Here is a 13025-nt window from a genome sequence, read left to right as displayed (position 1 = left end):
CCGGGACGCTCAGATCAGGCCGAGTGACAGCATGGCGTCGGCCACCCGGCGGAAGCCGTCGATGTTGGCGCCGGCCACGTAGTTGCCCGGCATGCCGTACTCCTCGGCGGTCGTCAGGCAGCGGGTGTGGATGTCCCGCATGATCTCCTGGAGGCGCTGCTCGGAGAACTCGAACGTCCAGGAGTCGCGGCTGGCGTTCTGCTGCATCTCCAGCGCGCTGGTCGCCACCCCGCCCGCGTTGGCCGCCTTGCCCGGCCCGAACGCGACGCCCGCCTCCAGGAACACCTTGACGGCCTCCGGCGTGGCCGGCATGTTGGCGCCCTCGCCGACCGCGACGCAGCCGTTGTCCACCAGGAACGCGGCGTCGCGGCCGGTCAGCTCGTTCTGCGTGGCGGACGGCATCGCCACCTCGCAGGCCACCTCCCACACGTTGCGGCCCGGCACGAACGACACGTGGTCGCCGCGGCGCGCCGCGTACGTCTCCAGCCGGCCGCGCTCGACCTGCTTGAGCTGCTTGAGCAGCGCCAGGTCGATGCCCTTCTCGTCCACCACGTAGCCGGAGGAGTCGGAGCAGGCGACCACGACGCCGCCGAGCTGCTGGACCTTCTCGATGGTATAGATCGCCACGTTGCCGGAGCCCGACACCACCACCCGCTTGCCGTCGAACGACGTGCCGCGCGCCCTGAGCATCTCCTCCACGAAGAACGTGCACCCGTAGCCGGTGGCCTCGGTGCGGACCTGCGCCCCGCCGTAGGCCAGCCCCTTGCCGGTGATCACGCCCGACTCGTAGCGGTTGGTGATGCGCTTGTACTGGCCGAACAGGTAGCCGATCTCGCGCCCGCCGACGCCGATGTCACCGGCGGGCACGTCGGTGTACTCGCCGATGTGCCGGTAGAGCTCGGTCATGAAGCTCTGGCAGAAGGCCATCACCTCGCGGTCGGAGCGGCCCTTGGGGTCGAAGTCCGAGCCGCCCTTGCCGCCGCCGATCGGCAGGCCGGTCAGCCCGTTCTTGAAGATCTGCTCGAAACCGAGGAACTTGACGATGCCCAGGTAGACCGACGGGTGGAAGCGCAGCCCGCCCTTGTACGGCCCCAGCGCGCTGTTGAACTCGACCCGGAAGCCGCGGTTGATCTGCACCTCGCCGCGGTCGTCCAGCCAGGGCACCCGGAAGATGATCTGCCGCTCGGGCTCGCAGATACGCTCGATGATCTTCGATTCGGCGTACTCGGGATGCTTGCCGAGAACCGGGCCGATGCTTTCGAGCACCTCGCGCACCGCCTGGTGGAACTCGGCCTCACCGGGGTTGCGGCGCAGGACGTTGTCGTAGATCGACGACAGTTTCTCGTGCAACAGGTGCTCCCTCTCTCACTGGTGCAATCGTGCTCACTTTACGATTGCGCCGGTAGTGAGAAGAAAGCGACCCGGCCGGGCCGGGGAAGCGTCAGGCCGGGTCGGGGAGGCGCCGGGCCGTCACCACCTGATGGGCAGCGTGCCGATGAACCTGCCGAGAGCGCCGGCCAGGAGCCGGTGGTCGTGCAGCGAGGGGTGCCAGTCGCAGCCCAGGAGGTCGAGCCCCAGGGCGTCGTTGTCGTAGTGCAGGGACCTCACCCGGGTGTCGCCCTGGCTGTTGCGCTGCCGGACGACCTGCTCGACGGAGTCCGCCAGCGGGGTGCCGGCCATCGTGGGGTAGGTCAGCACGATGTGGGTGCCGGGGCCGTACCGGAGGCGGAGCTTGGCCAGGAAGCCCAGGTAGGCGGCCCGGAAGTCGGCGGCCAGCGCGTCGAGGTCCGCCCACGGCTCGCCCGGGTTGAGCGGGGTGGAGAAGTCGTTGATGCCCAGGCCCACCACGACGAGCTGGGGGTTCCAGCTCCTCGGCCGCGGCCAGACCGAGGGGTCGGCGGCCTGCAGGGTGCGGTCGTAGTAGGTGCGGTAGTCGGTGCCGGGGTTGCCGCCGTTGTAGTTGCGGACCATGCCCATCCCGGACCAGGCCGTGAGCTGGTGGTCGGCGTTCAGGGCGCGGGCGGTGAGGGCGCCGAAGGTCTGGTCGGCGTTGGAGTTGGGATTGATCCCGCCGGTGGCGGAGCAGTCGCGGCTGGTCGACATGTTGCCGTAGCCGGCGGTCCAGGAGTCGCCGATGAACTCGATCTGCCGGGCGCGGGGGGCGGGCCTGGCCAGGATCCGGCCCCCGGGGGCGGCCACGAACCCGCCGAACTCCCCGGGCGTCCAGGGGCTCTCGGTCCGCTTGACCAGGCGCACGGTGTGGACGCCGCCGCCGAGCCCGCTCACCTGGTACGTGGTCCTGCCCGGCGTGCGCAGCGTGACCGGGGTGCCGCCGTCGATCTGGACGTCGTAGTCGTTGGCGGCGTCGTTCAGCACGATCCCGACCCCGGTGCCGCGGAAACGGCCCTCGAAGGAGACGCCCGGCCAGGTGTAGCGCACACTGTCGCCCCGGTCCTCGACCCGTCCGGCGGTGTGGGCGCGGGCCAGCACGCCCCCGGGCAGGCGGTCGCACGAGACCGCCGCTCCGGCGCAGGCGGGCCCGGAGCCGGCCGCGGCCGACGCCGGCGCGGCGGCCAGGCTCGCCGCCGCGGCGAGGGCCGCGACGGCGGCAGTGCTCCGGATTCCTCGGCGTCGTCGTAAGCCGCGCAATGTCCGCTCCCTTGTCGTGAGAGAAATGGCCGCAGGCCCGGCTCCCCGCCGGCGGGGAGCCGGGAGGAACGTCAGTTCACGTACGCCCACAGGTCGTAGGTGTAGCCCCCCGGATAGGTCTGCGGATAGTGCGTGCTGCACCACCAGGTCTGCCAGCGCCCGGTCTCCTGGCCGGAGCGGCCGAAGGAGACGCAGATGTCGTAGGACAGGTTGGTGTAGACGACCTGGAGCGTGGACGCGGCGTGCGCCGGCGCGCTCGTCACCAGGACGGACGCCAGGGTGGTGACCGCGACAAGCGCTGAGGCGGTGATTCTGTGACGCACCGGTTCTCCCCTCGTGAGGGTCGCATCGTGTGGGCGATCACCGTGCATTGGACGACAGGGCCCGCCACCGCCGCAAGATCGGTCCGCGCGGGGCCACGGCGACCAGCGCGAACATCCCGGGAGCGGTGAAAGGTTCATTCCGCTCCCGCCCGGAGGCCGGGGCGGGGTCACCGGGTGGGGCGGGGTCACCGGGCGAGGACGTCCTCCGACGGGGACAGGTCCGCCGACATGTTGCGCTCCATCATGCGCAGCGCCGCCCGGCCGAGCTCGTCGTCGATGGAGGCCACGCAGTCCGGCGGCACGGCCAGGTCGTAGTGGCGCACGTACGCGTCCAGCGCGCTGTAGAGCACGCACTGCTCCGTCACCTGCCCGGTCAGCACCACGGTCCCGATCTCCAGGTGGGACAGCAGGTACTCCAGCGACGTGCCGAAGAACGCGCTGTGGCGCACCTTGGGCAGGAAGGCGCACTCGGGAGGCGGCAGGATCGGCTTCACCAGGTCCGGGCGCCGGCCCTGCGTCGCCCTCTTCTCGATCTCGTGCCGGTCGGCGGAGAAGTCGCCGTGGTTGTCGTTGACGTACACCAGCTCCACGTCGTCCCGCTCGCGGGCCCGGGCGACCAGCTCCGCCACGGGCTCGATGATCGCCTCCACCCTCGGGACGAGCAGCTCGGCGTCCTGATGATCGTATGGATTGAGCATGTCGATGACGACCAGCGCAGATCTTGCCATAGACCTTGTCTATCCAGACCTTCACCGCTTATCCCCGCACAGCGGAACGGACAGCGGAGAGCCGGTGGCGTCGCGCCGGTAAGGTGATGAAGGTCGCGCGGCCCGGCGGGGGCACCGGCACCGGCACCGGCATCGTCCCGCCGCCTCGCCGGCGACCCTTCCGAGCCACCGCCACACCAGGAGCGCGCATGACCGACCGCCTCACCGCCGCCATGATCAGCCAGGCGGCCGAACGGCTGCGGCCGGTGGTGCGCCGTACCGCGCTGGAGCCGAACGAGCGGCTGTCCGGCCTGCTCGGCGGCGAGGTGCTGCTCAAGCGCGAGGACGCGCAGGTCTGCCGCTCCTACAAGGTGCGCGGGGCGTTCAACCTGATCGCCTCGCTCACCGAGGAGGAGCGGCGGCGCGGCGTGGTCTGCGCGAGCGCCGGCAACCACGGGCAGGGCGTCGCGTTCGCCTGCGCGCGGCTGGGGATCGACGGCCGCGTGTACGTCCCGTCCACCACGCCCCGGCAGAAGCGCGAGCGCATCGCGGCGCTCGGCGGCGACCGGGTGGAGATCGTGGTGGGCGGCGGCACGTACGACGAGGCGAGCGGCGCCGCGCACGCCGACAGCGAGCGCACCGGCGCGGTCTACGTGCACCCGTTCGACGACGTCAGGACGATGGCCGGGCAGGGCACGGTCGGCCTGGAGATCCTGGCGCAGTGCGGGCGGGCGCCGCACACCGTGGTCGTCCCGGTCGGCGGCGGCGGCCTCATCAGCGGCGTCGCCGTCTGGCTGCGCGAGCACTCGCCCGCCACCCGCATCGTGGGCGCCGAGCCCGCCGGAGCGGCCAGCATGCGCGCCGCCCTCGACCACGGCGGCCCGGTCCCGCTGCCCGAGCTCGACACCTTCGTGGACGGCGCCGCCGTCGGGAGGGTGGGGGAGGCCACCTACCCCCTGGTCAAGGACCTGGTGGACGAGATCGTCGCGGTGGACGAGGGCGCGGTCTGCACCGAGATGCTGGACCTCTACCAGAGCGACGGCATCATCGCCGAGCCCGCCGGCGCCCTCGCCGGCGCCGCCGCCCGCGAGCTGCTGCCCCACGCCTCCGGCGGGCCGGTGGTGTGCGTGGTGTCGGGCGGCAACAACGACGTCAGCCGCTACAACGAGGTGCTGGAGCGCTCGCTCGTGCACATCGGGCTGCGGCACTACTTCCTGGTGACCTTCCCCCAGCGCCCCGGCGCGCTGCGCCACTTCCTCGACGAGGTCCTGGGGGAGGGCGAGGACATCATCGCCTTCGAGTACGTCAAGAAGAACAACCGCGAGACCGGCCCGGCCCTCGTCGGCATCGAGCTGGAGCGCGCCGGCGACCTCGACAGCCTGCTGTCCCGGATGAAGTCCGGCCCGCTCACGGTGGAGCGCATCCCGCCGGGCTCTCCTCTGTTCACATTCATCCTCTGACTTTTTCGCGCGATCTCGTCGCCGGCTGTCGGATCGGGGCGGTGGCGTTCGTGGAGGGGGTGGGACGCCGGCCACGGCGCCCGCGACACCCTGCAGAAGAGGACAGAACGATGACCGACTCCACGGCGAACTCCACGGCGAACTCCACGGCGGCCCGCGGCACCAGGCCCTTCCGGTTCGGGGTCGTCGCCCCGCTCAGGACGGACCTGCCGGCGTGGCGGGAGCAGGTGCGCCGCATCGCCGGCAGCGGCTACTCCACGCTGCTGATGCCCGACGTCCCGCACCGGCAGCCGGCGCCCGCCCCCACGCTGGCCGTCGCGGCCACCCTCACCGACCTGCGGGTGGGCACGTGGGTGTACGCCTCCCCGCCGCGCCCGGCCTGGAGCACCGCGTGGGAGGCGCACTCGCTGTCGGTGCTCACCGGCGGTCGCTTCGAGATGGGCATCGGCACCGGCCGGCCCGGCATCGAGGACGAGCTGCGCGAGCTGGGGCTGCCCGTCGCGGCGCCGGGCGAGCGGCTGGCCCAGGTGCGCGAGGCCGTCGCGGCGCTGCGGGACCTCGACGGCCCCGGCGCGTACACGCCGGTGGTGATGGCCGTGCGCGGGCCGAAGGCCCGGGCCCTGGCGGCCGACCTGGCGGACACGGTCGCCTTCGCGCTGATGCCGGGAGACGACCGGAGCGAGATCACCCGGGTGGTACGCGACTTCCGCCCCGCCCGGGACGTCGAGCTGGCGCAGCACGTGGCGGTGGTCGGCGACGCCGTCGCGCCGTTCATGGCCTCGCCCGGCATCGACCCGGCCGCGCTGCACGCGGCGGACTCGCTGGCGGCGCTCCCCGACGACCCCGCGGCGGCCGCCGAGGAGATCCAGCGGCGACGGGAGGAGCTCGGCTTCTCCTACTTCGTCTTCGGCGCCGGCGCCGCCGGCACGCTCGCCCCGGTGGTGGCCGAGCTGGCCGGACGCTGACCGCTCCCAACGGAATAAATGGACACCGTGTCCGGTTAGGGCGGGGTGTCGTGGGCGACCGTCCACGACGCGGACGATCCGCGCCGCCCGCCCCGGGCGGCGCGCCACCCCCAGGAGGCACGATGGACTCCAGCAGGATCGGTGTCGTCTTCGGCAGTCTGACCCCGCCCGAAGAGCTGGCCCAGGGCGCGGCTCTGGCCGAGCGGCTGGGACTGGGCGAGCTGTGGTTCTCCGAGGACTGCTTCTTCACCGGCGGCCTGTCCGGCCTGACGCAGCTGCTCGCCGCGACCCGCGAGGTGCCCGCCGGGCTCGGGCTGGCGAGCGTGATGACGCGGCACCCCGCGATCCTGGCGATGGAGCTGGCGGGGCTGGCCAGGACCCATCCCGGCAGGGTCCGCGCCGCCGTCGGGCTCGGCAACACCCACTGGCTGCGGCAGATGGGCCTGGTGCCCGAGCGGCCGCTCAGCGCGGTCACCGAGACGTTCGACGTCCTGCGCGACCTGCTCGGCGGCGCCACCGTCGATCGCGACGCCGGGCCCCACCACCTGGACGGCGTCCGGCTGGAGTTCGTGCCGGGGCGGGCGCCGGAGTTGTGGATCGGGGCCGTCAACGAGCGTGCCCTGCGGGCCGCCGGCGCGCGGGCCGACGGGGTCCTGCTGTCGGTGCTGGCCGGTCCCTCCTACGTCTCCTGGGCGCGCGGGCTGGTGGACGAGGCGGGGCGGCGGCCGCCGGTCACCGCCTTCGTCCTGGCCGCGATCGCCGACGACGGCCGGCAGGCGCGCGACGCCGTACGGGACGCGGTCGGCTTCTTCCTCAAGGCCGAGGCGCACACCGCGCTGGTCGGGCGGTCGCGTCACGGCGCCGAGATCCGCGCGCGGGTGGCGGCGCTCGGGGAGGACGAGCCCCTCGCCGTCGAGGACGCCTGGATCGACGAGTTCGCCGCGGCGGGCGACCCCGGCCAGGTCAGGGCCAGGCTCCAGGGCCTGCTCGACAGCGGCGCCGACACGCTCGGCCTGTGGTTGTTCCCGCCGGACCGGCTGGCCGACCAGCTCGGACGGCTGTCCGCGGACGTGCTCGGCGACCTGAGCCGGCAGCCGGACGCCCGCGCGCGGTGACGGGGGCCGCCCCGGGAACCCGCGGGGTGACGGGGGCCGCGCGGTGACCGGGCCGCGCGGTGACGGCCGCCGCCTCAGGAGCTCGCGCGGGTCCGGACGCCGGTGGTGCTCTCGCGGATCATCAGCCGGTAGCCGGTGCGCATCTCCTGCGGCGGCCGGTCGGCCCGCCCGTCCATGCGCAGCTTGAGGAGGTCGACCGCGAGGCGGGCGAGCTGCGCCTTGTCCGGCGCGACCGTGGTGAGCGTGGGCGTGCTGTAGCGGCCGTCCTCGATGTCGTCCAGGCCCGCGAGCGCCACGTCCTCGGGAACGCGCCGCCCGGAGGCGAGCACCGTGCGCATCGCGCCCAGCGCGAGCAGGTCGTTGAAGCAGAAGACCGCGTCAGGAGGGGACGGGGCGTCCAGCAGCCTGGCCATCGCGGCCGCCCCCTCCGCGCGGTTGTAGCGCTCGACCTGGGCGGTGATCTCCGCCAGCCCGTGCGCGGCGATCGCCTCGCGGTAGCCGGCCAGGCGCAGGGGCGCGGTGCCGCTGATGGACTGGTCCTGGACGCCCAGGGCGGCGACGCGGGTGCGGCCGAGGGCGATGAGGTGCTCGGTGATGTCGCGGGCCGCGCGGACGTTGTCGATGGCGACGTGGTCGGCAGGGCCGTCGTAGATGCGCTCGCCGAGCAGGACCAGCGCGGTCTCGTCGGTGCGGGCCGCCAGCTCGTCCGCGCCGATGGAGATGGGGCTGAGGATGAGCCCGTCCACCCGGTGGTCGCGCACGCCGTCGAGCACCTGCCGCTCGCGGCGCAGGCTGCCGTCGGTCTGCTCGATGACGACGAGCCAGCGGTGCTCGGCGGCGGCCTGGATGACGAACCTGGACAGCTCGGCGAAGTAGGGCGCGTCCAGCTCGGGCAGGGCCAGCGCGATGACGCCGGTGCGGCCCTGCCGCAGGTTGCGGGCCGACAGGTTGGGCCGGTAGCCGAGCTGGGACAGGGCCCGCTCGACCTTGGTGCGGGTCGCGGGCGAGACGTGGGCGTAGCCGTTGACCACGTTGGACACCGTCTTCACCGAGACGCCGGCCAGCTCGGCCACGTCCCGCAGGCTCACTCCCATGGGCTTCCCCCTCTTCGGTGTCGCAGTTGATGGTAACGCCCCGATATCAGCGTCTCAGAGCCGTTTACAACGTTGAAACAACGTTGTAGAAACGCTGCATCACCTGACCGTCCCACGGAGAGGTCATCTCGTTGACGATCCGCGCCCGCCTCACCCTCGACCCCGACTTCCGGATCGCGCCGGTGGAACCCCGCCTGTTCGGCTCCTTCGTCGAGCACATGGGCCGCTGCGTGTACTCCGGGATCTTCGAACCGGGGCACCCGGACGCCGACGCCGACGGCTTCCGCACGGACGTGCTGGAGCTCGTCCGCGAGCTCGGCGTCACGCTCGTGCGCTACCCCGGCGGCAACTTCGTGTCCAACCACCGCTGGGAGGACGCCGTCGGCCCCGTGGAGCAGCGCCCGACCACGCTCGACCTGGCCTGGCGCAGCGTGGAGGACAACCGGTTCGGGCTCAACGAGTTCATGGCCTGGACGGCCAAGGCGCGGGTGGAGCCGATGATGGCGCTCAACCTCGGCACCCGCGGCGTGGCCGAGGCCCTGCAACTGGTCGAGTACGCCACCTACCCGGCCGGGACCCGCTGGTCGGAGCTGCGCCGCTCCCACGGCGTGGACAAGCCGCACGACATCCGGCTGTGGTGCCTGGGCAACGAGCTGGACGGCCCCTGGCAGATGGGCCACAAGACGGCCAGGGAGTACGGCAGGCTGGCCGCCGAGACGGCCCGCGCGCTCAAGCGCCTCGACCCCGCCCTGTCCCTGGTGGCCTGCGGCAGCTCCAACAGCTCCATCGAGACCTTCGGCGGCTGGGAGGCCGAGGTGCTGGAGGAGACCTACGACCTGGTCGACTACATCTCCCTGCACGCCTACTACGACCCCTCCGACGGCGACACCGACTCGTTCCTGGCCAGCGCGGCCGACATGGAGCACATGATCCGCTCCATCGCCGCCACCGCCGACCACGTGGCGGCCAAGCTGCGCAGCCGCAAGCGGCTCAAGCTCTCCTTCGACGAGTGGAACGTGTGGTACCAGAGCCGCTTCGGCGGCGAGTCCACCCTGGAGTGGGCCAAGCACCCCCGGCTGATCGAGGACCGCTACGACGTCACCGACGCCGTCGTCGTCGGCAGCCTCCTCATCACGCTGCTGCGCAACGCCGACCGGGTGGGCGTGGCCTGCCAGGCGCAGCTCGCCAACGTGATCGCCCCCATCATGACCGAGCCGGGCGGGCCGGCCTGGCGGCAGAGCATCTTCCACCCGTTCGCCCTGACCGCCCGGCACGCGCGCGGCGAGGTCCTGCGCGTGGAGCCGGACTCGCCCGGGATCGCCACCGAGAAGTACGGCGAGGTCCCGTCGGTGTGGGCGACGGCCACCCACGACCCCGCCACCGGCGCCCTGACCCTGTTCGCCGTCAACCGCCACCGGGACGGGCCGTGCGAGCTGGAGGTCAAGCTGCCCGCCCACCTCGCCCCGGTCGAGCACCTGGAGCTGGCCGACGCCGACCCCTCGGCGGCCAACACCGCGGCCGAGCCGCACCGCGTCGTGCCCCGCCCCGGGACCGGGCTGTGGTGCGAGGACGGCACGGCCACACTCGCCCTTCCCCCCGCTTCATGGACCATGGTGCGCTTCGCCGCCGCCGCAAAGGAGTAAGAACATGACCCACCAGCTGAGCCGTCGTGGCTTCCTCGGCCTGTCCGGAGCAGCGACCCTGACCGCGGCACTGGCGGCGTGCGGCGGCGGAACCAAGATCGGTTCCGGCGCCGGGTCGCCGACCGCCGCGGCGCCGACGTTCACGGGGGGCGAGTACAACGGCCCCAAGGTGACCCTGAACTACTGGAACGGCTTCACCGGCGGCGACGGCCCGCACATGCGCACGATGGTCGACGCCTTCAACAAGCGGTACGCCGGGCGCATCGAGGTCCGCAACGTCACCCGCCGCTGGGAGGACCTGTACCCCGCCGTGCCCACCGCCATCGCCTCCGGGAACGGTCCCGACGTGGCCGTCATCCACAACGACTGGATCGGCACCTTCGCCGCCCGCCAGGTGCTCGTCCCGCTCGACGACGTGGTCGGCGCGCTCCAGCTCACCGAGAACGACTTCATCCCCGCCGTCTGGAACGCGGGCGTCTACTCCGGCAAGCGTTACAGCGTGCCGCTGGACGTCCACTGCCTGGGCGACTACTACAACAGCGCCCACCTGGAGCAGATCGGACTGAAGGAGGCGCCCGCCGACAAGGCCGGCTACGAGGACGCGCTGGCCGAGCTGAAGAAGGCCGGCATCGCCAACCCGTTCTGGATGCCCAACAAGTGGCCCGCGCACCTGATGTTCATGAGCCTGCTGTGGCAGCACGGCGGCGAGCTGTACAGCGAGGACGGCACCAAGGCCCTGTGGGGCTCCGAGCAGGGCGTGCAGGCCCTGAGCTGGATGGTCGAGCAGATCGACGACGGCTACAGCCCCGCCAAGGTGGCCATCGACAGCCAGTACGCCGCCTTCAAGAACGGCAAGGTCAGCCTCACCTGGGACGGCATCTGGCAGATCAACGACCTCAAGACCAACGCGCCCAGCCTCAAGTGGGGCCTGGCCCCCGTCCCGAACATCGGCGGCACCGCCGCGGCCTGGAGCGCCTCCCACAACTTCGTGCTCACCTCCCAGGCCGCCAAGGACGCCAACAAGGTGCAGGCCGCCAAGGCGTTCATCGACCACATGAGCCGCCAGTCCACCGAGTGGGCCAAGGCCGGCATGATCCCGGCGCGCAACTCCGCCCGGCAGGCGCCGGAGGTCGCCGGGCTTCCCCAGGTCAAGCTGGCCGCCAACCTCGACCTCTTCCACTTCCTGCCCGCCCTGCCCGGCGTGGGCGACGTGCAGAGCAAGGCGCTGGAGCTCGCGGTGGCCAAGGCCGTGCTGAAGGAGGCGACCCCGGCCGAGGCGCTCAAGGAGGGCATCGCCACCGCCGACAAGCTGCTGGCCGACAACAAGCGGAAGTACGGCCAGTGAGCGCTGTGACCGCGCGGCGCATGCGGTGGTGGACGCCGTACGCGTTCCTGGCGCCCTACCTGGCGCTGTTCACGGTGTTCATGATCGTGCCGATCGGCTTCGGGTTCTGGACGTCCCTGCACGAATGGGACATCAACCTGCCCGCCAAGCCGTTCGTCGGGCTCGGCAACTACGCCGAGCTGTTCGACCCCGGCAGCGTGGACGGCGGGCGCTTCTGGATGGCGATGCGGGCCACGGGCGTCTTCACCGTGGCCTCCGTCCCGATCCTCATCGTCCTGCCGCTGCTGGTGGCGCTGCTGATGAACGGCCGCTTCGCCGGGCGCAACGTCTACCGGGCCGTCTACTTCGCGCCCTACGTGCTCGGCGTGGCCGTGGTCGGCCTGCTCTGGCGTTTCCTGCTCGACGGCAACATCGGCCTGGTCAACGACTATCTGGGACTGGAGGTGCAATGGACCACGGACGTCCCGCCCGCCTGGATCGCCCTGGTCGGCGTGACGGTGTGGTGGACCCTCGGGCTGAACTCGGTCATCTTCCTGGCCGGGCTCCAGGACATCCCGCGCGAGCTGCACGAGGCGGCGATGGTGGACGGGGCGGGCGCCGGCCGGCGCTTCCTGTCGGTCACGCTGCCGGGCCTGCGGCCGGTGCTGGTGTTCGTGGTCAACGCCACCATCCTGGCCTCGGCCAACATGTTCGGCCAGTCCTATCTGATGACCGCCGGCGCGCCGGCCGACCAGACCAAGACCGCGATCTACCTGATCGCCGAGACCGGCCTGCGCCAGTTCGACATGGGGACGGCCTCGGCCATGAGCTTCATCCTGGCGGTGTTCCTCATGGGCGTCAGCGTCCTGGTGTTCGGCGCCTTCCGCGGCAGGCGTAGCCGATGACCCGGGACGTTCGCGGCCTCAGGCGGGCGCTGCTCCACCTCGTCCTCGCGGTGATCGCCGCGCTGTACCTGAGCCCGCTGCTGTACATGCTGGTCACCTCGTTCAAGACGCGCGAGGCCGCCCAGGCGACCACCCCGCAGTGGGTGCCCGACCCGTTCACCCTGGACGCCTACCGCGAGGTCCTGTCCAGCCCGGACAGCCCGGTCCTCGCCTGGTTCCTCAACAGCGTGCTGGCCGCCACCGGGCACGCCGTGCTGGTGCTGGTCACCGCGGCGCCCGCGGCCTACGCGCTGGCGCGGCTGCGCTTCCGGCTCCGCACGCCGATCTTCTCCGCGGTCGTGGCGACCCTCTTCGTGCCTCCGGTGGTGCTGCTGGTCCCCAACTTCCTCATCGTCAACGAGCTGGCCTGGGTCGACAGCCTGCCGGCCGTCATCGTCCCGGCGGCGGCGGGCGCCTTCGGCGTCTTCTTCCTGCGCCAGTTCTTCCTCACCCTGCCCGGGGAGCTGGAGGAGGCGGCCGAGCTGGACGGCTGCAACCGCTGGCAGATCTTCGTCTCGATCGCGCTGCCGCTGTCGAAGCCGGCGCTGGCGACCCTGTTCCTGCTGTCGTTCCTGGCCAACTGGAACGACTTCCTCTGGCCGATCTACGTGCTGCTGAGCCCGGAGGCGCTCACGCTGCCCGCCGGGCTGGGCACCCTCCAGGGGGCCAACAACATCCGCTACGACCTGCTCATGGCCGGGGCGGTGATCGCCAGCCTCCCGGTGATCCTGCTGTACCTCGTCGCGCAGCGGTGGGTGATCGAGGGCATCTCGCGCTCGGGCATCCGCGGCTGAGGCGGGC

General features: G+C 72.1%; 12 protein-coding genes. 7 read left to right on the top strand and 5 right to left on the bottom strand.

Annotated features, from left to right (window positions below; all coding sequences use genetic code 11):
• Positions 1 to 9 precede the first annotated feature (9 nt).
• The 4 genes from gdhA to AB0H75_RS31600 all read right to left on the bottom strand — a co-directional run bounded on the left by gdhA (position 10) and on the right by AB0H75_RS31600 (position 3700).
• On the bottom strand, positions 10 to 1353 hold the full coding sequence (gene gdhA, locus AB0H75_RS31615) for an NADP-specific glutamate dehydrogenase (RefSeq protein WP_367802702.1): 1344 nt from the start codon (positions 1351 to 1353) through the stop codon (positions 10 to 12).
• 117 nt (positions 1354 to 1470) lie between these two features.
• Entirely contained in the window at positions 1471 to 2649 is a 1179-nt protein-coding gene (locus tag AB0H75_RS31610) for an SGNH/GDSL hydrolase family protein (RefSeq protein ID WP_367802673.1), read from the bottom strand.
• Between the two features lie 71 nt (positions 2650 to 2720).
• On the bottom strand, positions 2721 to 2972 hold the full coding sequence (locus AB0H75_RS31605; RefSeq protein ID WP_367802671.1) for a hypothetical protein: 252 nt from the start codon (positions 2970 to 2972) through the stop codon (positions 2721 to 2723).
• A gap of 185 nt (positions 2973 to 3157) precedes the next feature.
• The gene (locus AB0H75_RS31600; protein ID WP_367802669.1) at positions 3158 to 3700 is read right to left on the bottom strand and encodes a cysteine hydrolase family protein; all 543 of its coding nucleotides are present in this window, start codon (positions 3698 to 3700) and stop codon (positions 3158 to 3160) included.
• A 188-nt stretch (positions 3701 to 3888) separates the two neighbouring features.
• On the opposite strand from AB0H75_RS31600, the gene ilvA reads away from it, so the two are divergent.
• The 3 genes from ilvA (at position 3889) to AB0H75_RS31585 (ending at position 7219) form a co-directional block, all read left to right on the top strand.
• Entirely contained in the window at positions 3889 to 5139 is a 1251-nt protein-coding gene (gene ilvA / locus AB0H75_RS31595; RefSeq protein WP_367802667.1) for a threonine ammonia-lyase IlvA, read from the top strand.
• Between the two features lie 110 nt (positions 5140 to 5249).
• Positions 5250 to 6104 carry an LLM class flavin-dependent oxidoreductase gene (locus AB0H75_RS31590; RefSeq protein ID WP_367802665.1) on the top strand — a complete coding sequence of 285 codons (855 nt, stop codon included), beginning with the start codon at positions 5250 to 5252 and terminating at the stop codon, positions 6102 to 6104.
• A gap of 122 nt (positions 6105 to 6226) precedes the next feature.
• Positions 6227 to 7219 carry an LLM class flavin-dependent oxidoreductase gene (locus tag AB0H75_RS31585; protein ID WP_367802663.1) on the top strand — a complete coding sequence of 331 codons (993 nt, stop codon included), beginning with the start codon at positions 6227 to 6229 and terminating at the stop codon, positions 7217 to 7219.
• A 74-nt stretch (positions 7220 to 7293) separates the two neighbouring features.
• Here the strand turns inward: AB0H75_RS31585 and AB0H75_RS31580 are convergent, their stop codons facing one another.
• Entirely contained in the window at positions 7294 to 8313 is a 1020-nt protein-coding gene (locus tag AB0H75_RS31580) for a LacI family DNA-binding transcriptional regulator (RefSeq protein WP_367802661.1), read from the bottom strand.
• A 131-nt stretch (positions 8314 to 8444) separates the two neighbouring features.
• Between AB0H75_RS31580 and AB0H75_RS31575 the strand changes: the two genes are divergently transcribed.
• The 4 genes from AB0H75_RS31575 to AB0H75_RS31560 are packed head-to-tail and all read left to right on the top strand — an operon-like array spanning position 8445 to position 13018.
• Positions 8445 to 9956 (top strand): alpha-N-arabinofuranosidase, encoded by a 1512-nt coding sequence (locus tag AB0H75_RS31575; RefSeq protein WP_367802659.1) that lies wholly within the window; start codon positions 8445 to 8447, stop codon positions 9954 to 9956.
• A gap of 4 nt (positions 9957 to 9960) precedes the next feature.
• The gene (locus AB0H75_RS31570) at positions 9961 to 11301 is read left to right on the top strand and encodes an ABC transporter substrate-binding protein (RefSeq protein ID WP_367802657.1); all 1341 of its coding nucleotides are present in this window, start codon (positions 9961 to 9963) and stop codon (positions 11299 to 11301) included.
• Entirely contained in the window at positions 11298 to 12185 is an 888-nt protein-coding gene (locus AB0H75_RS31565) for a carbohydrate ABC transporter permease (RefSeq protein WP_367802655.1), read from the top strand. The genes AB0H75_RS31570 and AB0H75_RS31565 overlap by 4 nt, the downstream gene beginning before the upstream one ends.
• Complete coding sequence (locus tag AB0H75_RS31560) at positions 12182 to 13018, top strand: carbohydrate ABC transporter permease (RefSeq protein ID WP_367802653.1); 837 nt, start codon at positions 12182 to 12184, stop codon at positions 13016 to 13018. Before AB0H75_RS31565 ends, AB0H75_RS31560 begins: the two co-directional genes overlap by 4 nt.
• Positions 13019 to 13025 lie beyond the last annotated feature (7 nt).

The organism is Nonomuraea sp. NPDC050783, from assembly GCF_040802095.1.
Classification (GTDB): Bacteria; Actinomycetota; Actinomycetes; order Streptosporangiales; family Streptosporangiaceae; genus Nonomuraea.
Note: the sequence above shows the minus strand (reverse complement) of the source record. Positions and strands in the feature narration are given on the sequence as shown.

Excerpts from the sequence above, each read along its gene's own strand:
- AB0H75_RS31585 (WP_367802663.1), top strand. The coding sequence starts at position 6,227 with ATGGACTCCAGCAGGATCGGTGTCGTCTTCGGCAGTCTGACCCCGCCC.
- AB0H75_RS31570 (WP_367802657.1), top strand. The coding sequence starts at position 9,961 with ATGACCCACCAGCTGAGCCGTCGTGGCTTCCTCGGCCTGTCCGGAGCA.
- AB0H75_RS31590 (WP_367802665.1), top strand. The coding sequence starts at position 5,250 with ATGACCGACTCCACGGCGAACTCCACGGCGAACTCCACGGCGGCCCGC.
- AB0H75_RS31600 (WP_367802669.1), bottom strand. The coding sequence starts at position 3,700 with ATGGCAAGATCTGCGCTGGTCGTCATCGACATGCTCAATCCATACGAT.
- ilvA (WP_367802667.1), top strand. The coding sequence starts at position 3,889 with ATGACCGACCGCCTCACCGCCGCCATGATCAGCCAGGCGGCCGAACGG.
- AB0H75_RS31580 (WP_367802661.1), bottom strand. The coding sequence starts at position 8,313 with ATGGGAGTGAGCCTGCGGGACGTGGCCGAGCTGGCCGGCGTCTCGGTG.
- AB0H75_RS31560 (WP_367802653.1), top strand. The coding sequence starts at position 12,182 with ATGACCCGGGACGTTCGCGGCCTCAGGCGGGCGCTGCTCCACCTCGTC.